The following is a 25,888-nucleotide window of genomic DNA, read 5'->3' on the forward strand; positions in this document are numbered from 1 at the left end:
ATGAGCCTATGACTATACCTGGGATTCGCGTTTTTGCAAATACCCGAGTGTTCTACCCCCTCAAATGACAGCTTTCGAAGTCATCAGCGCCGGCGCGCGTGGCGAACGCCGCCGATGCCGGTCAGCTGCTTCAACACCTGCGTCAGCCGCGCGGTATCGGACACCTCCACCGTGAACGTCATCCAGGCGGTGCCGCCGCGCGTGTCCTTCACGCTCTGGGTGTGCACGCCGATGACGTTCATCTTCTCCTTGGCAAATACCTCGGAGATGTCGCGCAGCAGGCCCTGGCGGTCGCTGGCTTCGATGATCACGTCCAGCGGGTAGACGCCTTCGCGGTCGCGGCCCCACTCGACTTCGATGACACGCCCCGGCTCCTGCTGCGCCATGTGGCGGAAGTTGGTGCAGTCGCGGCGGTGGATGGCGACACCCTTGGCGCGCGTGACGAAGCCGCCGATGGTGTCCGGCGGCGCCGGCCGGCAGCAGCGTGCCAGCGTCGTCAGCAGCGAGTCGACGCCGACCACCAGCACCCCGCCCTTGCCGCGGCCGCTGCCCTCGTGGCGCGGGCGGCGCAGCGCGATGGTCTCGTCTTCCTCGGCCGGCGCCGGCACGGCCGGGCGCAGGATCTGCTCGATGTTGCGCAGCGAGAACTCGTCCTTGCCGACGACCTCGAACAGCGCGTCCGCCGTCTTGAAGCCCAGCTGTTCGGCCAGGCCTTCCAGCTTGACCGCGGTCTTGCCCTCGCGCTGCAGCAGCCGCTCGACGAGCTCGCGCCCGCGCGCCACCGTCAGGCCCTGCGCCTGGGCGTTGAACCAGGCGCGCACCTTGGCCTTGGCGCGCGGGCTCTTCAGATAGCCGAGCTCGGGGTTGAGCCAGTCCAGTGACGGCCCGCCTTCTTTGGCCGAGACGATCTCGATCGTCTGCCCCGACTGCAGCGCCGTGTTCAGCGGCACCATCACGCCGTCGACCCGCGCGCCGCGGCAGCGGTGGCCCAGGTCGGTGTGCAGCGCGTAGGCGAAGTCCACCGGCGTGCCCCCGGCCGGCAAGTCGATGATGCTGACCTGCGGCGTGAAGACGTAGATGCGGTCGTCGAAGACCGGTGCCGTGCTCGTGTCCTGGGGCGAGGTCGTTTCGCGCTCCCAGGCCAGCAGCTCGCGCAGCACGGCCTTGCGCGCCTCGGCCAGGCGTTCGTTGAAGTCACCGGTGGCGCTGACGCCGGCGTAACCGCGCACGCCGGCCTCCTTGTACATCCAGTGCGCGGCGACGCCGTGTTCGGCGTGTTCGTGCATCGCACGCGTGCGGATCTGCACTTCCAGCGGCCGGCCGTCGGCGTCCTGCACCACGGTGTGCAGCGACTGGTAGCCGTTGGGTTTGGGCCGCGCGATGTAGTCGTCGTACTCGCCGTCGACCGGGCGGAAGCACTCGTGCACGCGCGACAGCGCGGCATAGCAGGTGGCGACGTCGTCGACGATGACACGCAACGCGCTCAGGTCGAAGACACGTTCGATCGTCAGCCCCTTGCCGCGCATCTTCTTCCAGATGCTGTGCAGGTGCTTGGGCCGGCCGTGGACCTCGGCGCGGATGCCGGCTTCGGCCAGGCGCTCGACCATGCGCCGGCGCGCGGCCTCGATGCGCTGCTCGCGTTCGACGCGCTTCTCGTCGAGCAGGCGCGCGATGCGCTTGTATTCGTCGGGCAGCAGGAAACGGAAACTGAGGTCCTCCAGCTCCCACTTGATCTGCCAGATGCCCAGGCGGTTGGCCAGCGGCGCGAAGATCTGCTGCGTCTCCTCGGCCAGTACGGGCGGACAGGGCACACGCTCGGCGGCGTACCAGCGCAGCGTCTGCAGGCGCGAAGCCAGCCGCAGCAGCACGACGCGCAGGTCGTGCGAGAACGCCAGCAGCATCTTGCGCACCGCCTCGGCATGCTGCTGGCGCTGCGCGGCGAGCAGCGGCGCAGCGCGTGTCGCACGCTGGATCTGCACCAGGCGCCGGGTGTGCGTCACCAGGCTGGCATAGGAGCTGCCGAAGGCCTTGGCGACCATCTCCTCGGGGTGCTGCAGGTAGTCGCCGGCATAGACCAGGTAGGCGGCGGCGCGCATCGACGGCGCGGCACCGATGGCCTGCAGAATGCCGGCGACACCGTCGGCGTGCGCCAGCGCCGGCTCACCGGTATCCAGCAGGTGGCCGGCCAACAGCGGCTCGGCGAAGGCACGCGCGCGGTCAAGGGCGCCGGTGCCGTCTTCGGCGGCACCGGCTTCGCGCGCCGCCAATTCAACGATCGCGGCCGCGTCGACGGCCGCTTCGGAACGATCGGCGGTCTTCATGGTGCGAGCAGGAAGTCGCGCACGACGGCGCGCTGCTCCGGTTGCACCAGCATCGGCGCATGGCCGACGCCGGCGAACTCGTGCAGCCGCGCGCACGGGCCGCGGCGTGTCATGGCCTGGGCGGTGGCAGGCGACAGCAGGTCGGACTCGGCCCCGCGCAGCAGCAGCGTCGGGCAGCGCAGGCGGTCGTAGGCGGCCCAGAGCGCGGCTTCGCCGGCGGCGGCGTGTTCCGCCGTCATCGCCCGGAACGGGATCGCGATCGCCGGGTCGTAGTGCGGCTTGAAACCTGCGCCGTCGGGCACGAGCTGCGGCCGCGTCAGCTCCAGCCACTGCTCGGCGCTGTGCGGGCCGAAGCCGAGCGAGATCCGGCGGATGGCCTCGGCCGCCTCCTCGACGGTGGCCCAGTGCGCCGGCTGGCCGAGGTAGCCCTTGATGCGCTCCAGCGACGCCGGCTCGATCGTCGGGCCGACGTCGTTGAGCACCAGGCGGCGCAGCGGCGAGCCCGGCAGGCTGGCCAGCCCGAGCCCGATCAGCCCGCCCATCGAGGTGCCGACCCAGTCGACGCTGTCGGCATCCAGCCGCGCCAGCAGCGTGACGATGTCGGCGACGTAGCCGGGAACGGTGTAGCCCGCCGGGTCGGCCAGGCGCTCGCTGCGGCCGCGGCCGACGATGTCGGGGCAGACGACGCGGTACTCGGCGGCGAGCTCCCGTGCCAGCGTGTCGAAGTCGCGCCCCTGGCGCGACAGGCCGTGCACGCAGACGAGCACGCGGCGGTTCGTGCGCTCGCCCCACTCCCAGTAGGCCATCCGGTGCAGCCCGCGGGAGTCCAGGCACTGCACGTAGTCGAGACGGGGGATCATGGTGGGGACGAAGAGGATGGCGCGCAGACGGGGTACACCCCAGAATCAGCCGATCGTAGCAACCGGCGGGAGAGCGTCGCATGCTCCAGGGTAAGACGGCACTGGTCACCGGCTCCACCAGCGGCATCGGGCTGGGCATCGCGGTGGCGCTGGCGCAGCAAGGCGCCAAGCTGATGCTCAACGGCTTCGGCGACGTCGAGGCCGCGCTCGCCACGGTGCGCGCCGCCAGAGGCGGCGGCGAAGTCGCCTACCACGGCGCCGACATGCGCAAACCGGCCGAGATCGAGGACCTGGTGCACCAGTGCGGCCAGCAGTTCGGCGGCCCCGACATCGTCGTCAACAACGCCGGCATCCAGCACGTCGCGCTGGTCGAGGATTTCCCGGTCGAACGCTGGGACGCGATCATCGCGATCAACCTCAGTTCGGCCTTCCACTCGATGCGCGTCGCGCTGCCGGGCATGAAGCACCGCGGCTGGGGCCGCATCATCAACATCGCCTCGGTGCACGGGCTGGCGGCCTCGGCCGGCAAGAGCGCCTACGTCGCCGCCAAACACGGCGTCATCGGCCTGACGCGGGCGGCGGCGCTCGAGTGCGCACGCAGCGGCGTCACCGTCAACGCGATCTGCCCGGGCTGGGTGCTGACGCCGCTGGTGCAAAAGCAGATCGACGCGCGCGCCGCCGATCACGGGCTGACGAACGAAGAAGCCGAGCGCCAGCTGCTGGCCGAGAAGGAGCCCTCGCTGCGCTTCACGACGCCCGAGCAGCTGGCGGCGCTGGCGCTGTTCCTGTGTTCGCCGGCCGGCGACAACGTGCTCGGCACGGCCTGGAACATGGACGGCGGCTGGCTGGCGCAGTAGGCGCCAGGGCCGCCGCCCTGCCCTCTACTTCGCCGACATCTGCACGCTGCCGCCGACGGTGACGGTGACGCTGGCCTTGCCGGCTTCGACCGGCAGCGCCTCGTCGGCCATCGCCGAACGCGCCTTCATCGCCATCGGGTACACGCCCGACGGCGGTTCGTTCGACGACACCGAGACCTCGCGTATGCCCCAGCCGCCGAAACCGAACTGGCGGCTGATCGCGTCGGCCTTGTTGCGGAAGCGGCCGATGGCCTCGGCCGAGAGTTCGGCCTCGGCCTTCTCGCGTGCCTCGCGCGACAGCGAGTAGCCCACGCGTGCGATCGTCATCGTCGTCACGCGCCCGGTGAACTGGGCGATGCCGGCGACGTCGCGGCCCTCGACGACGAGTTCGGCGCTGCCCTGCCAGCCGTTGGCCACGCCTTTGTTGCTGTAGCGCGGATAAAGCGCGAAGTTGCCGGTGTGCAGCTCGATCTGCCCCGGGCGCGCCACCTTGCGTGCCTCGGCGAGTGCGGCGTCCAGGGCCTGCTTGAGCTGCGACTGCACCGTCTGCGCGTCCGGCCCTTCGCGCGAGGTCGAGAAGCCCACCTGCAGCAGGTCACGCGGGATTTCGGCCGTGGCGCTGGCGCTCAGGCTGACGACGTTCTGCGGCGCCGGCAGCGTCTGCGCCTGCACGGCGGCACACAGTGCGACGGCGGCAATGGCGAAGGCCTTTCGGGCAAGGGGCATAAATACGTTTCCTTTCAGGTGCAAGGGTTGCTGACTCGATTTCCCTCGTGCGACACACGAGTGGACACGAACGCGTGGCCGAAACGCCGCAAGACTTGTCACAACATGTCAGCAAAGGCGGAACCCGGCCGAAAACGGCCCGCACAATGCCGCTGTTACAAGTTTGGAGTCGGTGATGAACACCCCCGCCAATTCACGTGCCGACCGCATCGTGGTCGTCGACGATGATGCCCGTATCCGTGACCTGCTGCGCCGCTACCTGTCCCAGGAAGGCTTCGAAGTCCTGCTCGCCGAGGACTCGAAGGCGCTGAACCGCGTGCTGACGCGCGACACGGTCGACCTGATCGTGCTCGACCTGATGCTGCCCGGCGAAGACGGGCTGTCGATCTGCCGCCGCCTGCGTGCGGCCAACGACCTGACGCCCATCATCATGCTGACGGCCAAGGTCGAGGACGTGGACCGCATCGTCGGCCTCGAAGTCGGCGCCGACGACTACCTGCCCAAGCCCTTCAACCCGCGCGAACTGCTGGCCCGCATCCACGCGGTACTGCGCCGCAGGCCCGCGCCCGAAGCTCCGGGCGCACCGTCCAAGGAGCCGCAGGTCGTCAGCTTCGGCCCGTTCGAGTTCGATCTGTCGCTGCGCCGGCTGTCGAAGAACGGCGAGCAGATCGCGCTGACCACGGGCGAGTTCTCGATGTTGAAGGCGCTGGTGCGCCATCCGCGCCAGCCGCTGTCGCGCGACAAGCTGGCGCAGCTGGCGCGCGGCCGCGAGTTCGAACCCTTCGACCGCAGCCTGGACGTGCAGATCTCGCGCCTGCGCAAGATGCTCGAGCCCGACCCGGCGCAGCCGCGCTACATCCAGACCGTCTGGGGCGTGGGCTACGTCTTCGTGCCGGACGGCGCGGGCTGACGCGCCGACACGACACGCACGCCGGTGCCGACCGCACCGCGCGCCCCTCGCCGAGCCCCGGCCCCCGCGCCGGCGGCATGATCGCGGCCGATGGCACGAAAGACCCTTGCCCTGAGCCTGTTCTGGCGCACCTTCTGTCTGCTCGCGATCCTGCTCGCCGGCGGCGTCTTCGCCTGGGTGCAGACGCTGCGTGCACTCGAGTTCGAGCCGCGTGCGGTCGAGTCGGCGCAGCAGATCGCCGGCCTCGTGAACCTGTCGCGTGCGGCGCTGCAGCAGGCCGACGGCATCAACCGCATCGCGCTCGTGAAGACGATGGCGCAGCAGGACGTGGTGCGCGTCGCGCCGCGCGAACCCGGCGACCGCTGGGAGAGCTACGAGGTCGACCGCTTCACGCGCCGGGTCTCGCGTGAACTGCGCGCGGCGCTCGGCGAGGACGCGATCGTCGCCAGCAGCGTCAACGCCAAACCCGGCATGTGGGTCGGCTTCACGATCGATGGCGACTCCTACTGGCTGCAGATCGACGACAACCACGCCAGCCCGCTGACCAGCAACACCTGGTTCGTCTGGATCGGCATCGCGCTGCTGGCGACGCTGGTCGGCTCGGTGGCGATCGCGCGCCTGATCAACCGGCCGCTCAAGCAGCTGTCTTTCGCCGCCAGCCGCATCCGCGAAGGCGACCTCGACTCGCGCCTGGACGAGAACACGCTGACCAGCGAGATCCGCGAGGTCAACCGCGGCTTCAACCGCATGGCGCGCGAACTGGCGCGGGTCGAGGAGGACCGCGCGGTGATGCTGGCCGGCATCAGTCACGACCTGCGCACGCCGCTGGCGCGGCTGCGGCTGGAAACCGAGATGAGCGTCTCCGACGACGAGGCCAAGCGCAACATGGCGCTGGACATCGACCAGCTCGACGCGATCATCGACAAGTTCATGGACTACGCCCGCCCCGGCGAGACCCAGCTGCGCCCGGTGCACGTGGCCCAGCTCGTCGACCGCGAGGCCGCGGGTTTCCGCGACCCGAGCCAGATCCGCATCCACTCGCGCGTCGCGATCGACCTGAAGGTGCTGGCCGACGAGACCGAACTCGGCCGCGTGCTGTCCAACCTGTTCGAGAACGCGCGCCGCTACGGCCGCGGCACCGACACCGGCATCGCCGAGGTCTCGGTCTCCTATGCGCGCACCGGCCCCTGGGTCATCCTGACGGTGCGCGACAACGGCCCCGGCGTGCCGCAGGAGAAGCTGTCGCAGCTGACGACGCCCTTCTTCCGCGGCGACGCCGCCCGCACCGCGGCCACCGGCGCCGGCCTGGGGCTGGCGATCGTCGAGAAGGCGATGCAGCGCATGGGCGGCAGCCTGGAACTGGCGAACGCGCCGGACGGCGGGCTGATGGCGCACGTCCGGCTGCGAAGGGCGCCTTGAGCTTCAGGGTGCGGCCGGCGGCGTCCCGGGGCCTTCGTTGACGTAGAAGTTGACGCGCGGCCGGACGTAGAGCTCTGAACTGCCGTCGGGCTGGATGCGGGTTTCGCTCTCCATTACGAAGCGGGTGCTGCCGCTGTTGCGCAGCGGCACCCACTGGCGTCGCGCGACGGTTCCACTGCTGCCGACCGGGCGCCGCGTGACGAGGTCCGTACCTTCGAAGCCCCAGGTCACCGGCATGCGGGTCTCGGTGCCCTCGGCGAGATCCTTGGACACCCGCGAACCGGTACCGTCGCGATACAGGTCGAAGTAGAACGGGGTGTTCGTGCCCACGTAGACGCCGGACTCCCAGAGGCGCGAGGCCCGCAGCGTGCCGCCGAAACCGGCGCCGGCCGCGGGTTTGACCATCGTCGTCTCGTAGACGGCGGTCGGCACGCCGGCGCTCCAGTCGGCGGCGATCCAGGTCTCGGCGCCGTTGGCGTCGACGGCGAAGCGCGTGTAGCCGCGCTGCCCGCCGCCCAGATCCAGAACCAGCCAGCCATCGACGACGCTCTGGGCGTAGACCCGGCCGCTCGCCTGGAAGGTCACGTTGCCGGCCGAGAAGCCGACGAGGTCGGCGCTCGGGAACAGGCTGACGTCGGCGTCTTCGCTGGGCCCCGCCAGCACCGTGCCGGGGGTCAGGTCGGCCATCGAAGGCCGCAGCTCGGCCGCCAGATGCCGTGTCACCACCCCCTCGTCCGTCGGCGAGCCGAAGGGCACGACGCGGCCGGCGTTGCAGCCGCTGAGCGTGGTGTCGGTGCCGATGTCGACGACCTTGGAACTCCCGCGGCGGGCACTGCCCGACAGCCGCACGACGGCCAGCTTCAGCACGTCGTGACGGACCTCGGAATCGGCCCCCGGGCAGTCGGGGTCCGAGGTGACGTAGCTGCTCGTGTACGGCGCGTCCAGCGTCGCGATGCGCGTTGCCCCGCGCCCGCCGACCGAGGCGCCGACACGGCCTTGCGTGGCGACGACGACCGCCCGCTCGCCCAGCCATTCGAAGACGTAGGCTGCGTTCGTGTTGCGCGGACCGACGTGCAGCACGGTGTCCGCCCGCGCCGCCGCCCCCGCGGCCGCGGCGGCCGCGGCCGCCGCGGCCACCAGGGTCCAGGTCAAGACTCTCATCGTTCCTCCCGTTGAAAGAGGCGCGATGCTAGGAGCGGCTGCGCGGCCGCCCGGCGTCGAAACTAGGGGGCGGCACGCACCAGCAGGCAGGCCGCGCGCGTCTCGATCGAGCGGCCTTCGCCAACGGGCCCCAGCTTCTCGGCGGTCTTGGCCTTGACGTTGACGCGCTCGACGCCGACGGCCAGCAGTTCGGCGATGCGCGCGCGCATCGCGTCGATGTGCGGCGCCATCTTCGGCGCCTGGGCGACGATGGTGGAGTCGACGTTGACGATCTCCCAGCCGGCGGCGCGCACGCGGCGCGCGCACTCGGCCAGCAGCACGCCCGAGTCCGCGCCCTTGAACTCGGCCGCGGTGTCGGGGAAGTGGCGGCCGATGTCGCCCAGCGCCGCGGCGCCGAACAGCGCGTCGGTGATGGCGTGCAGCAGCGCGTCGGCGTCGCTGTGGCCGAGCAGGCCGTGCGTATGCGGGATCGTGATGCCGCCGAGGATCAGCGGGCGGCCGGCGACGAGCTGGTGGGTGTCCCAGCCCTCGCCGATGCGGAGGTCAAGAGGGTTCATCGGGTTTGCAGCAGGCGCGCGGCCAGGGCGAAATCCGCCGGCCAGGTCACCTTGAGGTTCTCGAGATCGCCGGGCACGAGGCGCGGCGCCAGCCCCAGCGCCTCGACGGCGCTGGATTCGTCGGTGACGTGTTCGCCGGCCTCGGCCAGCGCACGCGCCAGCAGGCCGATGCGGAACATCTGCGGCGTCTGCGCGGCCCACTTGCCCGCGCGCGGCACGGTCTCGGCGACACGGCCAGCTTCCTCGGCCTTCAGCGTGTCGGCCAGCGGCAGCGCCAGCAGCCCGCCGACCGGGTCGGCCAGGCAGGCGGCTATCAGGCGCTCGACCCATTCGGGGCGCAGCAGGCAGCGCGCGGCGTCGTGCACCAGCACCCAGTCTTCGTCGTGGGCGCCCAGTTCACGCAGCACCGGCAGGCCGTTGGCGACACTTTCGGCACGCGTGGCGCCGCCGCAGCGGGCGAGCCAGCCGTTCCAGCCGGGCACGGCGGTCTCGAACTGCGTGTCCTCGGGCGAGAGCACGACCAGCGTGCCCGCCAGCCGCGGCACCGCAGCCAGCGCCGCGAGCGTGTGGGCGACGACCGCCCGGCCGGCCAGCGGCGCGTATTGTTTGGGGCCTCCGGCTCCGGCCCTCAGGCCGACGCCGGCGCACGGAACCAGGGCAAAACAGCGGGTCGGCGGCACAGTCATCCAGCGATTCTAGAATCGCGCCTCCCATGCAGATTCCGACCATTGCCCCGGGCAAGCGCTTCACGCTGCCGCGCCCGGTGGGTTCGGCCGACGCCCTGCTGCTGGCCCGCCTGGCCGCAGCACGCAAGGCCGAGCAGCGCCTGCTGGCCGTCGTCACGGCCGATCCCGCCGACACCACCCGTCTCGCCGAAGAGCTGCCGTTCTTCGACCCCGGCCTGCGTGTGGCCGTCTTCCCCGACTGGGAGACGCTGCCCTACGACACCTTCAGCCCGCACCAGGACCTGATCTCCGAGCGCCTGGCGACGCTGTGGCGGGTGCAGCAGGGCGAGGTCGACGTCGTGCTGATGCCGGCGACGACCGCGCTGGTGCGGCTGGCGCCACCGTCGTTCATGGCGGGCTACACCTTTCACTTCAAGCAGAAGTCGCGTCTGGACGAGGCCAGGCTGAAGTCGCAGCTGACGCTGGCCGGCTACCAGCACGTGAGCCAGGTCGTGTCCCCGGGCGAATACGCGGTGCGCGGCGGGCTGATCGACCTGTTCCCGATGGGCTCGCTGGTGCCCTACCGCGTCGACCTGTTCGGCGACGAGGTCGACTCGATCCGCACCTTCGACCCCGACAGCCAGCGCAGCCTGTACCCGGTGCCCGAGGTGCGGCTGTTGCCCGGGCGCGAGTTCCCGATGGACGAGGCCGCGCGCACGGCCTTCCGCGCCCGCTGGCGCGAGAAGCTCGACGGCGACCCGACGCGTTCGCGCATCTACAAGGACATCGCGCAGGGCATCGCCACCGGCGGCATCGAGTACTACCTGCCGCTGTTCTTCGACGAGATCGCCAGCGTCTTCGACTACCTGGGCGAAACCGCCGCGGTGGCGCTGCACGGCGAGGTCGACCAGGCGCTGGAGCGCTTCTGGACCGACACGCGCGAGCGCCACCGCTTCCTGCAGCACGACCCCGAGCGGCCGTTGCTGCCGCCGGAAGCGATCTTCCTGCGCCCGGACGAGTTCTTCGGCCGCACCCAGCCGCATGCGACGCTGGCGCTGCGCGGCAACGAGCCGGTGGACTGGGCGCGGCCGCTGCCCGACATCGCCGTCGACCGCGGCGCGCCCGAGCCGCTGGCCGGGCTGGAGCGCCACCTGAAGGCGACGCCGCACCGCGTGCTGCTGGCCGCCGAAAGCGAAGGCCGGCGCGAGAGCCTGCTGGAGCTGCTGCGCGACCACCGCATCGACCTGCCGACGGTCGCCAACCTCGCTGAGTTCCTGGCCGGCGACGAACGTTTCGCGATCGTCGCCGCACCGCTGGCCCAGGGCTTCCACTGGCACGAGCCGGCCGAGGGCGTGTCGGTCCAGCTGCTCACCGAGACCGAACTCTTCGCCACCGCGCCGCAGGCACGCCGGCGGCGCAAGCAGGAGCAGACCAGCAACGTCGACGCGCTGATCAAGGACCTGTCGGAGCTGAAGATCGGCGACCCCGTGGTGCACATGAACCACGGCATCGGCCGCTACCGCGGCCTGGTCGAGATCGACGCCGGCGAAGGCCCCAGCGAGTTCCTGCACCTGGAATACGCCGACAAGGCGACGCTGTACGTGCCGGTGGCGCAGCTGCACCTGATCAGCCGCTACACCGGGGTCAGTGCCGAAGAAGCGCCGCTGCACAAGCTGGGCTCGGGCCAGTGGGACAAGGCCAGGCGCAAGGCCGCCGAGCAGGTGCGAGACACCGCCGCCGAGCTGCTGAACCTCTATGCCCGGCGCGCCGCGCGCGAAGGTTTCGCGCACCGCTTCAGCCCGCAGGACTACGAGGCCTTCGCCGCCAGCTTCGGCTTCGAAGAGACGCCCGACCAGCGCGCCGCGATCCACGCCGTCATCCAGGACATGATCAGCCCGCGGCCGATGGACCGGCTGGTCTGCGGCGACGTCGGCTTCGGCAAGACCGAGGTCGCGCTGCGCGCCGCCTTCGTCGCGGTGCACGCCGGCAAGCAGGTGGCGCTGCTGGCGCCGACCACACTGCTGGCCGAGCAGCACTACCAGACGCTGGTCGACCGCTTCGGCAAGTGGCCGGTGAAGATCGCCGAGCTCTCGCGCTTCCGCTCGGCCAAGGAGGTGAAGACCGCGCTCGAAGGCATTGCCGACGGCACGGTGGACATCGTCGTCGGCACGCACAAGCTGCTCAGCTCCGACTGCAAGTTCGCGCGCCTGGGCCTGCTGGTGATCGACGAGGAGCACCGCTTCGGCGTGCGCCACAAGGAGGCGATGAAGGCGCTGCGCGCCGAGGTCGACGTGCTGACGCTGACGGCCACGCCGATCCCGCGCACGCTGGGCATGGCGCTCGAAGGCCTGCGCGACCTGTCGGTGATCGCCACCGCGCCGCAGCGGCGCCTGGCGATCAAGACCTTCGTGCGCAGCGAGAACAACTCGACGATCCGCGAAGCCGTGCTGCGCGAGTTGAAACGCGGCGGCCAGGTCTACTTCCTGCACAACGACGTCGAGTCGATCCAGGCGCGGCGCCAGAAGCTGGAGGAGCTGCTGCCCGAGGCGCGCATCGGCGTCGCCCACGGCCAGATGCCCGAGCGCGAGCTGGAGCACGTGATGCGCGACTTCGTCGCCCAGCGCCACAACATCCTGCTGTGCTCGACCATCATCGAGACCGGCATCGACGTGCCGACCGCGAACACCATCGTGATGAGCCGCGCCGACAAGTTCGGCCTGGCGCAGCTGCACCAGCTGCGCGGGCGTGTCGGCCGCAGCCACCATCAGGCCTACGCCTACCTGCTGGTGCCCGACGTCGAGGCGCTGACCAAGCAGGCGGCGCAGCGGCTGGAAGCGATCCAGCAGATGGAGGAACTGGGCAGCGGCTTCTACCTCGCGATGCACGACCTGGAGATCCGCGGCGCCGGCGAGGTGCTGGGCGAGAACCAGAGCGGCAACATGATGGAAGTCGGCTTCCAGCTCTACAACGACATGCTGGCCGAGGCCGTGCGGTCGCTGAAGGCCGGGCGCGAACCCGACCTGCTGTCGCCGCTGGCGGCCACCACCGAGATCAACCTGCACGCCCCGGCGCTGCTGCCCGACGCCTACTGCGGCGACGTGCAGACGCGGCTCAACCTCTACAAGCGCCTGGCCACGGCCGAGAAGGCCGAGCAGATCGACGCGCTGCTGGAGGAGATCACCGACCGCTTCGGCAAGCTGCCGGCGCAGGGCCAGACGCTGTTCGACACCCACCGCCTGCGTGTGCTGGCCAAGCCTTACGGCGTGCAGAAGATCGACGCCGGGCCGAAGCTGATGAACATCGTCTTCCGCCCGAACCCGCCGATCGAGCCGATGCGCATCGTCGAGCTGGTGCAGAAGAACCGCGCGGTCAAGCTCGCCGGCAACGACAAGCTGCGCATCGACCGCGAGATCGGCTCGCCCAAGGACCGCGCCCAGTACGTGCGCGACATCCTGCGCTCGCTGGGCGCACCGCGCGCGGCGTGAAGACGCCGCATCTCAATTCTTCCCCTTCTCCCGCGCGGGAGCGTGCCGGGGTGAGAGTGGTGGCGCACCACCAGCCCTCACCCCTACCCTCTCCCGCAGGCGGGAGAGGGAGCTGAAAGACACCATGCCCGCCACCGAGTTTCTTCCCGGCCTGTTCATCCGCGGCTTCGAGCCGCCGGCGCGTCTGGCCGACTACAAGCTGGTCGCCTTCGACATGGACTCGACGCTGATCAGCATCGAGTGCATAGACGAGATCGCACGCGCCGCCGGGCGCTACGACGAGGTCGCCGCGATCACCGAGGCGGCGATGCGCGGCGAGATCCCCGACTACAAGGAAAGCCTGCGCCGGCGCATGGCGCTGCTGGCCGGCGTGCCGGAAGCAGCGCTGCACCAGGTCTACGAGCAGCGGTTGCAGCTCAACCCCGGCGTCGAGACCTTCGTCGCCGCCTGCCAGGCGGCCGGGCTGAAGACGATGCTGGTCTCGGGCGGCTTCAGCTTCTTCAGCGAACGCATACGCCACCGCCTGGGCCTGGACTTCGCGCGCGCCAACTCACTGGGCATCGCCGGCGGCCGGCTCACCGGCACGCTGCTCGAGCGGCCCTGGGGCGACATCGTCGACGGCGCTGAGAAGCTGCGCGTGCTGCTGGAAGTGGCCGAGCTGATGGGCATCGAGCCCTCGCAGGCGATCGCGGTCGGCGACGGCGCCAACGACCTGCCGATGATGCGGGCCGCCGGCCTGTCGATCGCCTACCACCCGAAGCCGGCGGTGGCCGAACAGGCGATGGTGGCGATCACCAGCGGCGGCCTGGACCGCGCGCTGGACGTGCTGCGCACCTGAGCGCCGGCTCGCCCGCCGGCGGGCGCCGACCAGCACCCGGGCGGACCCTTCTCCGCCGTCAGTAAAGGACGCCGCGCGGCTGCAACTGGGCTGCGCTGCCCGCGCCGCCCTGTCCATTTGGTGAACTCCGCCACGCGCCGCGCCGGCCGCGGCAGGCCTCATGCGCTTTCGCGGCGGCGTGGCGTGTATCCTTTTTATTGTTTTTTTGATCACTATTGCCATTTAGCCGCGTTCCCGGCTCGCGCTGGCAAACCCGCCGCTGTTCCACTCCTGCTCGTCGGCACCGAGGGTTGCCCTGCGTCAGGGTTGGCCGGCCGCCCCATTCGCACCAAGGAAGCCCGCCATGAGTTCGACCGCCAGCATCGAAGCCGAGGCCGTGCGCCGCACCGCCCTGATGCAGGGCAAGCTCGCCGCGATCGACCGCAGCCAGGCGGTCGCGGAGTTCGCCCTCGACGGCACCGTGCTGCGCGCGAACACGAACTACCTGCGGCTGTTCGGTTACGCCGAAGCCGATGTGATCGGCCGCCATCACAGCCTGTTCTGCCATCCGCAGGTAGCCGAGCATCCGGACTACCGGGCGTTCTGGGACGCACTGCGGCGCGGTGAGTTCCGCGGCGGCGAGTTCGTGCGCAAGGCGGCCGATGGCAGCACCGTGTACCTGCAAGGCACCTACAACCCGGTGCTCGACGAACAAGGCTGCCCGGTGAGCGTGGTGAAGTTCGCCTACGACATCAGCGCCGACAAGCGCCGCCAGCTCGAAGAGACCGCCAAGGTCCACGCGATCGACCTGACCCAGGCGGTGATCGAGTTCGACACCAGCGGCACCGTGCTCGGCGTCAACGAGCGTCTCCTGCAACTGCTGGGTTATCGCGCCGAGCAGGTGCTGGGGCGCAGCCATCGCATGTTCTGCGCGCCGGCGACCACGGACTCTGACGACTACGTGGCCTTCTGGAACGCGCTGGCCGCCGGCCAGCCGCAGGCGGGCGAGTTCCAGCGCCTGGCCGCCAACGGCCACAGCGTGTGGCTGCAGGCGACCTACACCCCGATCGTCGACCCCTCGGGCCGCGTCTACAAGGTGGTCAAGTTCGCCTCCGACATCACCGCCGCCAAGCAGCGCGCGCTGGAGGACCAGGCCAAGATCGAGGCGATCGACCGCAGCCAGGGCGTCGTCGAGTTCGATCTGTCGGGACACGTGCTGCACGCCAACGACAACTTCCTGCGCCTGACCGGCTACACGATGGCGCAGCTGCGCGGGCAGCACCACCGCATTTTCGTCGCCCCGGAAGAAGCCGCCGGCGGCGCCTACCGGGCGTTCTGGCACAAGCTCGGCCGCGGCGAGTTCGACAGCGGCGAGTACCTGCGCATGGGCCGCGACGGTCGCCGCATCTGGATACAGGCGTCCTACAACCCGGTGCTCGATGTCGAGGGCATGCCGGTGAAGGTCGTCAAGTACTGCACCGACATCAGCGAGAGCAAGCAGCTGGAGGCCGAGGTCCGCTCGCGCATGGAGGCCGTGTCGGCCAGCGCCTGCATGATCGAGACCGACGCCGACGGCCTCATCCTGTCGGTCAATGCGCGGCTGTGCAGCGCCCTCGGCTACGGCCCGGGCGACCTGGTGGGCAAACACGAAGACGTCCTGTTCTTCGAAGAGGACCGCCAGGGCAGCGCGCGCATCGAAGACGGGGCGCTGCTGCGCGCCGGCAAGGCGCTGGCGCGCGAGTCCCGCCGCCGCGGCGCCGGCGGGCGCGAGGTCTGGCTGGCGACGTCCTCCAGCCCGCTGCCGGGTCTGGACGGACAGCTGGCCAAGGTCATCACGCTGGCGCAGGACATCACCGCCGGCAAGCTCGAGCGCCTGGATGCGCAAGGCCGGCTGACGGCGATCGACCGGGCGCAGGCGGTCATCGAGTTCGACCTCGGCGGCAAGGTGCTGGCCGCCAACGCCAACTTCCTGCGCCTGATGGGCTACACGCTGGAAGACATCCGCGGCCGCCATCACCGGATGTTCGTCGACGCGACACACGGCGCCGGCAACGAGTACATCGCCTTCTGGGAACGGCTGGGCCGCGGCGAGCATGTCCAGGGCGAGTTCAAGCGCCTGGGACAGGGCGGGCGCGAGATCTGGATACAGGCGACCTACAACCCCGTGTTCGACCCCCACGGCAACCCCGTCAAGGTGGTCAAGCTCGCCACCGACGTCACCGATGCCAAGCTGCGAAATGCCGAGTTCGAGGCCAAGGTGGCCGCGATCGACATCAGCCAGGCGGTCGTCGAGTTCGACCTCGAAGGCCGGGTGCTGGCAGCCAACCGCAACTTCCTGGCGGCGATGGGCTACACGCTGCGCGAGATCCTCGGCCAACACCACAGCCTGTTCTGCTCGCCCGAGTACACCCAGGGCACGGAGTACCGTGACTTCTGGCTGCGGCTCAACGAAGGCCAGTTCATCGGCGGGCGTTTTCACCGCGTCGGCAAGTACGGCCGCGAGGTGTGGATCCAGGCCAGCTACAACCCCATCCTGGATCTCAACGGCCAGGTCTGCAAGGTCGTCAAGGTCGCCAACGACGTCACCAAGGAAGTGCAGCTCGAGCGCTGCATCCGCGAGCGCAGCGGCGAGATGAACGGCCGCATGCAGGTGCTGCTGGAGAGCATCACCGGCATCGCCGCGAGTTCGGGCGTCGCGGCCGAGACCACCGTCGACGCTGCCGAGACCGCGCAGGCCGGCGTCCAGGCGCTGCGCAAGAGCCTGGCCGCGATCGAGACGGTGCAGCGCGGCTCCACGCGCATGAGCGAGATCGTCGGTGTCATCGGCGACATCGCCAACCAGACCAACCTGCTCGCCTTCAACGCCGCGATCGAAGCCGCGCGCGCCGGCCAGCACGGCATCGGCTTCTCGGTCGTGGCCGCCGAGGTGCGCAAGCTCGCCGAGAGCAGCAGCAGCGCGGCGCACGAGATCACGGCCCTGATCAACGAGACGATCAGCCAGGTGGGCCACGGCGCCGAGGTCAGCCGCGAGGCCGCACGCAGCTTCGAGGGCGTGCTCAGCAGCGTGAGCCGCGCACGCGGCCACGTCGAGCAGATTGCCGGCGCGACCGCGCAGCAGCGCACGCTGACCGGCGAGGTCTCGCAGATGATCGCGGCGCTGGGCGCGATGGCCCAGCGGGAATGAAGCCCGTGGCCGCCACCGACGCCGGTACCTGGGGCGACGTGGTCGTCGCCGGCATCGCGCTGGCATTGCCGCTGGCGGCGCTGCGGGAGGTCCTGCCGCGGGGCGCGCTGGCCGCACTGCCCTGCGATCACGCGGCGGTGCTGGGCGCGATGCCGGTGCGCGGCGTGTCGGTGCCGGTGATCGATCTCGGCCTGATGCTGGGCCGCAGCCCCGCGGCACCGGCGCCCTTCGTGCTGTTCGTCGTGCACGGCTCGCGCCTGCTGGGGCTGGCCTGCGACGCGGTGAACGGGGTGTTCGCCGCTGCCGCCAACAGCCGCAGCGCCACCCGCAACGTGGACAGCAGGGCCGGCCATCTGTTCGACGGCAGCGTGCGCCGCGCCGACAACGCAGCGCTGGTGAACCTGCTGTCGGTGGACGCGCTGGCCGCCATGCCCGGCATTCCCTGGATCGTCGATCCGGAACCCGAACGCCAACTGGGGGCCGACGCCGACTCCGGCGCCGCAGGCGCCGTGGAGACGCCGGTGCGCTCGTTGATGCTGTTGCATGCCGGCCGCGTGCGCCTGGCGATAGACGCCAACGCGGTCGAGGCCACGCTCTGGCAGCCGCACCTGACGTCCTCGGTGCTGGCCCAGGGCGCCTGCCGCGGCGTGCTCGACTTCGGCACCCGGCGCATCGGCGCCGTCGACCTCGTGGCCTTGTGCCGCCTGCACGCCCAGGCCGGCAGCGGCTCGCGCCAGGCCATCGTGCTGCGGCACGCGCAAGGCCTGGTCGCGCTGCTGGTCGAACGGGTGGTCGAGATCGTGCGCGTGCCCGCGGTCGACATCGTCGGCGGCACGCTGTTCGGCTTGCCGCAACCGGAACTGTTCGAGGGCATGTTCCGGGACGCGACCTGGGGCGAACACCTGATCCTGAACGCCGCGGCACTGGGCGCGCACCCGGAGCTCGAGGCACTGGCCGCGACCAACACCGACAGCGGCACCGCGCAGCAGCAGCACGGCGAGACCCGCAAGGGTACGGCCCAGGCGCTGATCACGCTGCGGCTGCCGCAGGAGGTGGCGGTGCCGATCGATCAGGTCGACGAGGTGCTGCCCTTCGGCGGTGTCGACGGCATGTTCGGCCCCGACACCGTGCTGCGACGGGTGCAGCAACTGCGTGGCCGCGTGGTGCCGGTGATTTGCCTGGCGCGGCTGCTGGGCTGGCATCCCGGCTCCGCCAGCCCCAGCGCAGCGGTGCTGGTGGTACGTGCAGGCGAGCAATGGATCGGGTTCGCGACGCCGCGCATGGACAGCATCGAGCACAGCGACTGGCGCCGGCGCCTGCCGGCAAGCGACGGCGCGCCGGGCGTCGCCGCTCAGGTGGCGCAGCGGGAGATCGTCAGCGTCGGCGCGCCGGGCGCCGAGCGCACGCTGCGGCTGGTCGATCTCCAGGCCCTGGCCGAGGCGCTGCTGTCCGAGGGCCACCGCCTCGTGGCCTGAGCGGCGAGCCGGTCGCGCCGCCGCCACTGCGCGCGCCGGGCGGAACTTGACCGGGATCAGGAGCTGGCCGGCGCCTTGCCGGCGGGCACGACCCCGATGCCAGAATCGCCGCGTCCCCCAGGAGATGCGATGACGACGAAGTTCCTGCTCGAAGAAAGCCGCATGCCGCGGCACTGGTACAACATCGTGGCCGACTTGCCGGTGCCGCCGGCGCCGCCGCTGCACCCGGGCACCCAGCAGCCCGTCGGCCCGGCCGACCTGGAACCGCTGTTCACGCGCTCGCTGATCGAGCAGGAAATGGCGACCGAACGCGAGATCGAGATCCCCGAGCCGGTCCGCGAGGTGTTCCGCCTGTGGCGCCCGGCGCCGCTGATCCGCGCCCGCCGCCTGGAGCAGGCGCTGGGCACGCCGGCCAAGATCTTCTTCAAGTACGAAGGCGTGTCGCCGGCCGGCAGCCACAAGCCCAACAGCGCCGTGCCGCAGGCCTGGTACAACGCCCAGGCCGGCATCCGCAAGCTGACGACCGAAACCGGCGCCGGCCAGTGGGGCTCGTCGCTGGCCTTCGCCGGCTCGCTGTTCGGGCTGGAGGTCAAGATCTTCCAGGTGCGTGTGTCCTACGACCAGAAGCCGTACCGGCGCGCGCTGATGGAGACCTACGGCGCGACCTGTATCGCGTCACCGTCGGCCGAGACCAGCGCCGGCCGCGCCGTGTTGGCCGAGCACCCGCAGCACCCGGGCTCGTTGGGTCTGGCGATCAGCGAGGCCGTCGAAGTCGCGGCGACGAACGACGACACCAAGTACGCGCTGGGCTCGGTGCTCAACCACGTGCTGCTGCACCAGACCATCATCGGCCAGGAAGCGATGCTGCAGATGGAGATGGCCGATGCCGACCCCGACGTCGTCATCGCCTGCACCGGCGGCGGCAGCAACTTCGCCGGCCTGGCCTTCCCCTACGTCGGCCAGACGCTGCGCGGCGGGCGCAGCAGGCGCATCGTCGCCGTCGAGCCCTCGGCCTGCCCCAGCCTGACGCGCGGCCGCTTCGCCTACGACTACGGCGACACCGCGCACCTGACGCCGCTGACCAAGATGCACACGCTGGGCAGCAGCTTCACGCCGCCGGGTTTCCACGCCGGCGGCCTGCGCTACCACGGCATGGCGCCGCTGGTCAGCCATCTGAAAGAGCTCGGCCTGATCGAGGCCCAGGCCTACACGCAGACCGAGTGTTTCGCCGCCGCGGTGCTGTTCGCGCGCTGCGAAGGCATCGTGCCGGCACCGGAAGCCAGCCACGCGGTCCAGGGTGCGGTCGCCGAGGCGCTGCGCTGCAAGGCCGAGGGCAAGGCCGAGACCATCCTCTTCGGCCTCAGCGGCCACGGCCACTTCGACATGGCGGCCTATACCAACTACCTCGGCGGCAAGCTGGTCGACGCCAGCTACGACGAGGCCGAGCTGGCGATGGCGCTGGCGGGGCTGCCGAGCGTGCCGGCTTGAAGCAGCGGGCTCAGCTCTCAGCCTGACAGCTGAGCCCAGGCCTTGTAGTTCCGGCATGACATCGCTCGCGCGATGTCAGCCTGCACTGCAAAGCTTGGTGCCGCCTGTGGCGGCCGCCCGACGCGGTCGGGCGCTCAGCCTGACAGCTGAGACCAGGCCTTGTCCAGCCGCTTGATGCTCACCGGCTGCGGCGTGCGCAGCTCCTGCGCGAACAGGCTGACCCGCAGCTCTTCCAGCAGCCAGCGGTACTCGTCCAGGCGCGCGTGCTGCGCGCCCTTCAGTTCGGCGATGCGGCGCCAGTAGCGCTGCTCCAGCGGGCGCAGCTCGGCCAGGCGGGCGGCGTCGCGCGCCGGGTCGGCTCGCAGCTTGTCCAGGCGCAGCGTCACCGCCTTCAGATAACGCGGGAAGTGCGCCAGCGCGGCCCAGTCGGTCGCGACCAGGAAACGTTTGGGCACCAGGCGCTGCAGTTGCTGCGCGACGTCGTCGGCGACGTCCTTGGGCGGGCGGCTGTCCTTCAACTTGCGCGCGGCGACGGCGTACTCGGCCAGTACCACGCCGGCCAGGCGCGCGACTTCCTGCGCGATCAGGTTCAGCCGCGTGCGGCCTTCGTCGAGGCGCGCCTTGAAGCTGCGTTCATCGGCCGGCAGCGGCTCGGCGAGGAAGGCGCGGTCGACCGCGACGTCGACGATCTGCTGGCGCAGCTCCTCGAGCGTGCCGCCCAGCGCCATGAAGGTGACGCCCATCTTCGGCAGATCGGGGATGTTCTTCTCGAGGTATCTCAGCGGCTCGCGGATCTGCAGCGCGACCAGCCGGCGCAGGCCCACGCGGTGCCTGGCAGCGGCGGCCTCGGGCTCGTCGAAGACCTCGATCTCGACGTGCGTGCCGCCGTCGACCAGCGCCGGGAAACCGATCAGCGTCTGCGCACCCTTGCGGATCTCCATCAGCTCGGGCAGCTCGCCGAAGGTCCAGGCGGTATGGCGCTGCGCCGCGGCCGGCGGCGGCGGCGCAGCGACCTCGGCGACGACACCGCGGCGCGGCTCCCTCTCCCGCCCCGCGGGAGAGGGCTGGGGTGAGGGCTGCGGTGCGGGCGAGGGAGCCTGGATCTTCAGCGCCGCCAGCGCCTGGAACGCACTGCGCGCCTGCACACCGAGTTCGGCCTTCAGCCCGGCGAGGTCGCGCCCCATCGCCAATTGCCGGCCATGTTCGTCGACGACGCGGAAGTTCATGAACAGATGCGGCGGCAGCTGCTCGAGCTTGAAGTCGTTGCGCTGCACCGCGATCTGGCTGCGTTCGCGCACCGCCTTCAGCAGCGCGTCGACCAGTTCACCCTGGGCGAAAGGCGCGGTGGCGCAGAACTCGGCGGCGAACTCGGGCAGCGGCACCAGGCGCGAACGCGGGCGCTGGTGCAGGCTCTTGCACAGCGCCAGCACCTTGTCGCGCAGCATGCCGGGCACCAGCCACTGGCAGCGCTCTTCGTTCGCCTGGTTCAGCGCGTAGATCGGCAGCGTCACCGTGATGCCGTCCTTGGCATCGCCGGGTTCGTGCAGGTAGGTCGCCACGCAATCGATGCCGCCCACGCGCACGGTCTTCGGGAAGGCGTCGGTCGTGATGCCGGCGGCCTCGTGGCGCATCAGCTCGTCGCGTGTCAGCTGCAGCAGTTTGGGCTGCTTCTTCACTTCCTCGCGGAACCACTTCTCCAGCGTCGCGCCCGAACACACCTCGGCCGGCAGCTGCTGGTCGTAGAAGGCGTGGATCAGTTCGTCGTCGACCAGCACGTCCTGGCGCCGCGACTTGTGCTCCAGCTCCTCGACCTGGGCGATCAGCTTGCGGTTGTGCGCCAGGAAGGGCAGCCGCGTGTCCCACTCGCCGTTGACCAGCGCCTCGCGGATGAAGATCTCGCGCGCGGCCTTCGGGTCGACACGGCCGAAGTTGACGCGGCGGTTGTTGTAGACCACCAGCCCGTACAGCGTCGCGCGCTCCAGCGCGATGACCTCGGCGGCCTTCTTCTCCCAGTGCGGCTCGAGCAGCTGCGTCTTCAACAGATGCCCGGCGACCGTCGGGATCCAGCCGGGTTCGATCGCGGCGATGCCGCGGCCGAACAGGCGTGTCGTCTCGACCAGCTCGGCGACGACGATCCAGCGCCCCGGCTTCTTGGACAGGTGCGCGCCCGGATGGCGCCAGAACTTGATGCCGCGCGCGCCCAGGTACCACTCGTCGTCGTCGGACTTGCAGCCGATGTTGCCCAGCAGCCCGGCCAGCATCGACAGGTGCAGCTGCTCGTAGGTCGCCGGCAGCGTGTTCAGGCGCCAGCCGTGTTCGGCGACGACGGTGAGCAGCTGCGAATGGATGTCGCGCCACTCGCGCACGCGCCGCGGGCTGACGAAGCTCTCGCGCAGACGCTGCTCCTGCTGGCGGTTGCTGAGTTTGTGCGACGGCGCGCCGCTGCCCAGACCGCCGGACTTGCCCCCTCTCCCGCTTGCGGGAGAGGACTGGGGTGAGGGTGTCGCCGGTGCCGCAGCTCGGCCCCTCACCCCAGCCTTCTCCCCGCTGGCGGCGAGAGGGAGCGATTCAGGCTGCGCGTGCCCGCGCCCTTCCTCGATCCAGTTCCACAGCTTCAGATAGCCGACGAACTCGCTCTTCTCGTCGTCGAACTTGCGGTGTTTCTCGTCGGCCGCCTGGGCCTGCTCGAGCGGGCGGTCGCGCACGTCCTGCACGCTCAGCGCCGCGGCGATGACCAGCACCTCGGACAGCGCCTGGCGGTCGCGCGCCTCGATGATCATGCGGCCGACGCGCGGGTCCAGCGGCAAGCGGGCGAGTTCGCGGCCGATCTTGCTCAGATCGCCCTGCTCGTCGATGGCGTCGAGTTCGTCGAGCAGCGCGTAGCCGTCGGCGATCGCCTTCTTCGGCGGCGGCTCCAGGAACGGGAAGTCCTCGACCGTGCCCAGGCGCAGCGCCTTCATGCGCAGGATGACGCCGGCCAGCGACGACCGCAGGATCTCGGGATCTGTGAAACGTGCGCGCTGGTTGAAGTCGGCTTCGTCGTAGAGCCGGATGCAGACGCCGTTGGCGACGCGCCCGCAGCGCCCGGCGCGCTGGTTGGCCGCGGCCTGGCTCACCGGCTCGACCTGCAGCTGCTCGACCTTGTTGCGGTAGCTGTAGCGCTTGACACGCGCCAGCCCCGAGTCGACGACGTAGCGGATGCCGGGCACCGTCAGCGAGGTCTCGGCGACGTTGGTCGCGAGCACGATGCGGCGGCCGTTGCCGGCTTCGAAGACACGGTCCTGCTCGGCCTGCGACAGGCGCGCGAACAGCGGCAGGATCTCCGGCTGCGGCCCGCCGCGCGCGGTGCTGGCCAGGTGCTTGCGCAGATGGTCGGTGGTCTCGCGGATCTCGCGTTCGCCGGGCAGGAAGACGAGGATGTCGCCGCTGCCGGAACGCCAGAGTTCGTCGACGGCGTCGGCGATCGCATCGCCCAGGTCCCAGTCCTTCTTCTCCTCGAAGGGCCGCCAGCGCTGCTCGACCGGGTACAGCCGGCCCGAGACCATGATCACCGGCGCCGGGCCGGCCGCGGACTCGAAGTGCTTCGCGAAGCGGTCGGCGTCTATCGTCGCCGAGGTCACGACGATCTTCAGGTCGGGCCGGCGCGGCAGCAGCTGGCGCAGGTAGCCGAGCAGGAAGTCGATGTTGAGGCTGCGCTCATGCGCCTCGTCGATGATCAGCGTGTCGTAGGCCTTGAGCAGCGGATCGGTCTGCGTCTCGGCCAGCAGGATGCCGTCGGTCATCAGCTTGACCGAGGCGCCCGGCTGCAGCCGGTCCTGGAAGCGCACCTTGTAGCCGACGACCTCGCCCAGCGGCGAGTTCAGCTCCTCGGCGATGCGCTTGGCGACACTGGACGCGGCGATGCGCCGCGGCTGCGTGTGGCCGATCAGGCCGCGGCCGCCGGCGCCCAGGCCGCGCCCCAGCTCGAGCGCGATCTTCGGCAGCTGCGTCGTCTTGCCCGAGCCGGTCTCGCCGCAGACGATGATGACCTGATGCTCGCGAAGAGCGCGCGCGATCTCGTCTCGGCGCGCCGAGACGGGCAGCGATTCGGGGTAGGTGATCGGCGGAACCGGGTTGGCCGGCCGCCCGGGGCGAGTGTCGGACACGGGGCGCGGATTATGGCCGCGCCCGCGTATTCACATCGGCTCGTAGCTCATGACGTTGACCGCCGCGCCGGTCGGATCGCGCAGCACGGCCATGCGGCCGACGCCGGGAATGTCCATCGGCGGCACGATCACCGTGCCGCCGAGCGCCTCAGCCTTGGCGATGGCGTCGTCGACCGAGTCGACCGTGACGTAGCTGCCCCAGTGCGGCGGCATGCCGGGCGGGCTGTCGGGCGGAATGCCCATGATGCCGCCGACGGCGGTGCCGTCGGCCGTCTTGACGACGCGGTAGGTGCCACCCGCGATCTCCTGGGCCTCGACGCTCCAGCCGAAGAGCCCGGCGTAGAAGCCGGCGGCCCGTTCGGGGTCGCCGGTGAGCAGTTCGTTCCAGCTGAACGCGCCGTGGGTCTTGAAGACGTCCATGCGATCTCCTGTTTCGTGGAGCGCCGATGATGCTGCGGCACAATCGCCCGCGCCATGAGCGTCGTTTTCCCGCACACCTTCGTCCCCTGGTTCCGCGCCGTCGCGCCCTACATCCACGCCTACCGGGGCAAGACCTTCGTCGTCGCCGTCACCGGCGAGATGATCGCCGCGGGCAAGCTCAACGCCTTCGTCCAGGACCTGTCGATCCTGCACGCGATGGGGCTGAAGCTGGTGCTGGTGCACGGCTTCCGGCCCCAGGTCAATGAACAACTCGCGGCCAAGGGCCACGTCTCGCGCTTCAGCCACGGCCGCCGCATCACCGATCCGGTGGCGCTGGACGCGGCGCAGGAAGCCGCCGGCCAGTTGCGCTTCGAGATCGAGGCCGCGTTCTCGCAAGGCCTGCCGAACACGCCGATGGCCAACGCCACGGTGCGCGTGGTCTCGGGCAACTTCCTGACGGCTCGGCCGGTGGGCATCGTCGACGGCGTGGACTTCCAGTCCAGCGGCCTGGTGCGGCGTGTCGACCACGGCGCGATCCGGCGCGCGATCGACATCGGCGCGCTGGTGCTGCTGTCGCCGTTCGGCTTCTCGCCGACCGGCGAGGCCTTCAACCTGTCGATGGAAGACGTGGCCACCTCGACCGCCGTCGCGCTGCAGGCCGACAAGCTGGTCTTCATGACCGAGGTGCCGGGCATACGCGAGAGCCTGGACGACCCCGAAAGCCCGATCGACACCGAACTGGCGCTGCTCGACGCCAAGCGCCTGCTGGCGCAGTGGCCGGCGCCGACCAAGCCGACCGACCCGGGCTTTTATCTGCAGCACTGCGTCAAGGCCTGCGAAGGCGGCGTCGAACGTTCGCACATCCTGCCGTTCGCGGCCGACGGCTCGCTGCTGCTGGAAGTCTTCACCCACGACGGCATCGGCACGATGGTCGTCGACGAGAAGCTGGAGAGCCTGCGCGAAGCCACGCCCGACGACGTCGGCGGCATCCTGCAGCTGATCGAGCCCTTCGAGCGCGACGGCACGCTGGTGCGGCGCGAGCGCACCGAGATCGAACGCGACGTCGACGCCTACACCGTCATCGAACACGACGGCATCATCTTCGGCTGCGCCGCGCTCTACGCCTACCCCGAGGCGCGCACCGCCGAGATGGCGGCGCTGACGGTGTCGCCGCTGGCCCAGGGCCAGGGCGACGGCGAACGCATGTTGAAGCGCATAGAACACCGCGCCAAGGCGATGGGGCTGGAATCGATCTTCGTGCTGACGACACGCACGATGCACTGGTTCATCAAACGCGGCTTCGCCCAGGTCGACCCCGACTGGCTGCCCGAGGCGCGCAAGCGCAAATACAACTGGGACCGGCGCTCGCAGGTGCTGGTCAAGCGACTGTTCTGAACA

Annotated in this window: 17 protein-coding genes; 9 read left to right on the top strand and 8 right to left on the bottom strand. The window is 70.4% G+C overall.

Annotation, left to right across the window (positions count from 1 at the left end; genetic code table 11):
- Positions 1–83 precede the first annotated feature (83 nt).
- Both CKO43_RS09110 and CKO43_RS09115 read right to left on the bottom strand, forming a co-directional pair.
- Entirely contained in the window at positions 84–2,321 is a 2,238-nt protein-coding gene (locus tag CKO43_RS09110) for a RelA/SpoT family protein (RefSeq protein WP_200378449.1), read from the bottom strand.
- Positions 2,318–3,181, bottom strand: a complete 864-nt coding sequence (locus tag CKO43_RS09115; protein WP_200378450.1) for an alpha/beta fold hydrolase — start codon at positions 3,179–3,181, stop codon at positions 2,318–2,320. Before CKO43_RS09115 ends, CKO43_RS09110 begins: the two co-directional genes overlap by 4 nt.
- 80 nt (positions 3,182–3,261) lie before the next feature.
- On the opposite strand from CKO43_RS09115, the gene CKO43_RS09120 reads away from it, so the two are divergent.
- On the top strand, positions 3,262–4,038 hold the full coding sequence (locus CKO43_RS09120) for a 3-hydroxybutyrate dehydrogenase (RefSeq protein WP_200228303.1): 777 nt from the start codon (positions 3,262–3,264) through the stop codon (positions 4,036–4,038).
- A 24-nt stretch (positions 4,039–4,062) separates the two neighbouring features.
- On the opposite strand, the gene CKO43_RS09125 is transcribed toward CKO43_RS09120, so the two are convergent.
- Positions 4,063–4,764, bottom strand: a complete 702-nt coding sequence (locus tag CKO43_RS09125; RefSeq protein WP_200378451.1) for an SIMPL domain-containing protein — start codon at positions 4,762–4,764, stop codon at positions 4,063–4,065.
- Positions 4,765–4,939: 175 nt separating this feature from the next.
- Here CKO43_RS09125 and ompR point away from each other — a divergent pair, with 175 nt between their 5' ends.
- The gene (ompR, locus tag CKO43_RS09130; RefSeq protein ID WP_200378452.1) at positions 4,940–5,674 is read left to right on the top strand and encodes an osmolarity response regulator transcription factor OmpR; all 735 of its coding nucleotides are present in this window, start codon (positions 4,940–4,942) and stop codon (positions 5,672–5,674) included.
- A 90-nt stretch (positions 5,675–5,764) separates the two neighbouring features.
- Complete coding sequence (locus tag CKO43_RS09135) at positions 5,765–7,093, top strand: ATP-binding protein (protein WP_200228306.1); 1,329 nt, start codon at positions 5,765–5,767, stop codon at positions 7,091–7,093.
- Between the two features lie 3 nt (positions 7,094–7,096).
- On the opposite strand, the gene CKO43_RS09140 is transcribed toward CKO43_RS09135, so the two are convergent.
- The 3 genes from CKO43_RS09140 to ispD all read right to left on the bottom strand — a co-directional run bounded on the left by CKO43_RS09140 (position 7,097) and on the right by ispD (position 9,497).
- The gene (locus tag CKO43_RS09140) at positions 7,097–8,254 is read right to left on the bottom strand and encodes a hypothetical protein (RefSeq protein ID WP_200228307.1); all 1,158 of its coding nucleotides are present in this window, start codon (positions 8,252–8,254) and stop codon (positions 7,097–7,099) included.
- A gap of 62 nt (positions 8,255–8,316) precedes the next feature.
- Positions 8,317–8,811: a 2-C-methyl-D-erythritol 2,4-cyclodiphosphate synthase gene (gene ispF / locus CKO43_RS09145; protein ID WP_200378453.1), complete on the bottom strand. Its 495-nt coding sequence runs from the start codon at positions 8,809–8,811 to the stop codon at positions 8,317–8,319.
- Positions 8,808–9,497, bottom strand: coding sequence for a 2-C-methyl-D-erythritol 4-phosphate cytidylyltransferase (gene ispD, locus CKO43_RS09150; protein WP_200228309.1), 690 nt, complete (start codon positions 9,495–9,497; stop codon positions 8,808–8,810). The genes ispF and ispD overlap by 4 nt, the downstream gene beginning before the upstream one ends.
- Before the next feature lie 26 nt (positions 9,498–9,523).
- On the opposite strand from ispD, the gene mfd reads away from it, so the two are divergent.
- From mfd to CKO43_RS09175, 5 genes are all read left to right on the top strand, one after another.
- The gene (gene mfd, locus CKO43_RS09155; protein ID WP_200378454.1) at positions 9,524–12,961 is read left to right on the top strand and encodes a transcription-repair coupling factor; all 3,438 of its coding nucleotides are present in this window, start codon (positions 9,524–9,526) and stop codon (positions 12,959–12,961) included.
- A 124-nt stretch (positions 12,962–13,085) separates the two neighbouring features.
- Entirely contained in the window at positions 13,086–13,799 is a 714-nt protein-coding gene (gene serB, locus CKO43_RS09160; RefSeq protein WP_200378455.1) for a phosphoserine phosphatase SerB, read from the top strand.
- A gap of 343 nt (positions 13,800–14,142) precedes the next feature.
- Positions 14,143–16,962: a methyl-accepting chemotaxis protein gene (locus tag CKO43_RS09165; protein ID WP_276570310.1), complete on the top strand. Its 2,820-nt coding sequence runs from the start codon at positions 14,143–14,145 to the stop codon at positions 16,960–16,962.
- A gap of 5 nt (positions 16,963–16,967) precedes the next feature.
- Positions 16,968–18,437 (top strand): chemotaxis protein CheW, encoded by a 1,470-nt coding sequence (locus tag CKO43_RS09170; protein ID WP_200378456.1) that lies wholly within the window; start codon positions 16,968–16,970, stop codon positions 18,435–18,437.
- A 129-nt stretch (positions 18,438–18,566) separates the two neighbouring features.
- The gene (locus CKO43_RS09175) at positions 18,567–19,925 is read left to right on the top strand and encodes a TrpB-like pyridoxal phosphate-dependent enzyme (protein ID WP_200378457.1); all 1,359 of its coding nucleotides are present in this window, start codon (positions 18,567–18,569) and stop codon (positions 19,923–19,925) included.
- A gap of 134 nt (positions 19,926–20,059) precedes the next feature.
- Here CKO43_RS09175 and hrpA read toward each other — a convergent pair whose 3' ends face one another.
- Together hrpA and CKO43_RS09185 are read right to left on the bottom strand one after the other, a co-directional pair.
- Positions 20,060–24,070 carry an ATP-dependent RNA helicase HrpA gene (gene hrpA, locus CKO43_RS09180; RefSeq protein ID WP_200378458.1) on the bottom strand — a complete coding sequence of 1,337 codons (4,011 nt, stop codon included), beginning with the start codon at positions 24,068–24,070 and terminating at the stop codon, positions 20,060–20,062.
- Positions 24,071–24,100: 30 nt separating this feature from the next.
- Positions 24,101–24,490 carry a VOC family protein gene (locus CKO43_RS09185; protein WP_200228315.1) on the bottom strand — a complete coding sequence of 130 codons (390 nt, stop codon included), beginning with the start codon at positions 24,488–24,490 and terminating at the stop codon, positions 24,101–24,103.
- A gap of 54 nt (positions 24,491–24,544) precedes the next feature.
- Between CKO43_RS09185 and argA the strand changes: the two genes are divergently transcribed.
- On the top strand, positions 24,545–25,885 hold the full coding sequence (gene argA, locus CKO43_RS09190) for an amino-acid N-acetyltransferase (RefSeq protein WP_200228316.1): 1,341 nt from the start codon (positions 24,545–24,547) through the stop codon (positions 25,883–25,885).
- The last annotated feature ends 3 nt before the right edge of the window (positions 25,886–25,888 follow it).

The sequence above is a fragment of the Rubrivivax gelatinosus genome, from assembly GCF_016583785.1.
GTDB classification, from domain to species: Bacteria; Pseudomonadota; Gammaproteobacteria; order Burkholderiales; family Burkholderiaceae_C; genus Rubrivivax; species Rubrivivax gelatinosus_B.

What these genes read in the sequence shown, in the direction of transcription:
- CKO43_RS09110 (WP_200378449.1), bottom strand. Translation starts at nt 2,321, where the DNA reads ATGAAGACCGCCGATCGTTCCGAAGCGGCCGTCGACGCGGCCGCGATC.
- CKO43_RS09115 (WP_200378450.1), bottom strand. Translation starts at nt 3,181, where the DNA reads ATGATCCCCCGTCTCGACTACGTGCAGTGCCTGGACTCCCGCGGGCTG.
- CKO43_RS09120 (WP_200228303.1), top strand. Translation starts at nt 3,262, where the DNA reads ATGCTCCAGGGTAAGACGGCACTGGTCACCGGCTCCACCAGCGGCATC.
- CKO43_RS09125 (WP_200378451.1), bottom strand. Translation starts at nt 4,764, where the DNA reads ATGCCCCTTGCCCGAAAGGCCTTCGCCATTGCCGCCGTCGCACTGTGT.
- ompR (WP_200378452.1), top strand. Translation starts at nt 4,940, where the DNA reads ATGAACACCCCCGCCAATTCACGTGCCGACCGCATCGTGGTCGTCGAC.
- CKO43_RS09135 (WP_200228306.1), top strand. Translation starts at nt 5,765, where the DNA reads ATGGCACGAAAGACCCTTGCCCTGAGCCTGTTCTGGCGCACCTTCTGT.
- CKO43_RS09140 (WP_200228307.1), bottom strand. Translation starts at nt 8,254, where the DNA reads ATGAGAGTCTTGACCTGGACCCTGGTGGCCGCGGCGGCCGCGGCCGCC.
- ispF (WP_200378453.1), bottom strand. Translation starts at nt 8,811, where the DNA reads ATGAACCCTCTTGACCTCCGCATCGGCGAGGGCTGGGACACCCACCAG.
- ispD (WP_200228309.1), bottom strand. Translation starts at nt 9,497, where the DNA reads ATGACTGTGCCGCCGACCCGCTGTTTTGCCCTGGTTCCGTGCGCCGGC.
- mfd (WP_200378454.1), top strand. Translation starts at nt 9,524, where the DNA reads ATGCAGATTCCGACCATTGCCCCGGGCAAGCGCTTCACGCTGCCGCGC.
- serB (WP_200378455.1), top strand. Translation starts at nt 13,086, where the DNA reads ATGCCCGCCACCGAGTTTCTTCCCGGCCTGTTCATCCGCGGCTTCGAG.
- CKO43_RS09165 (WP_276570310.1), top strand. Translation starts at nt 14,143, where the DNA reads ATGAGTTCGACCGCCAGCATCGAAGCCGAGGCCGTGCGCCGCACCGCC.
- CKO43_RS09175 (WP_200378457.1), top strand. Translation starts at nt 18,567, where the DNA reads ATGACGACGAAGTTCCTGCTCGAAGAAAGCCGCATGCCGCGGCACTGG.
- CKO43_RS09185 (WP_200228315.1), bottom strand. Translation starts at nt 24,490, where the DNA reads ATGGACGTCTTCAAGACCCACGGCGCGTTCAGCTGGAACGAACTGCTC.
- argA (WP_200228316.1), top strand. Translation starts at nt 24,545, where the DNA reads ATGAGCGTCGTTTTCCCGCACACCTTCGTCCCCTGGTTCCGCGCCGTC.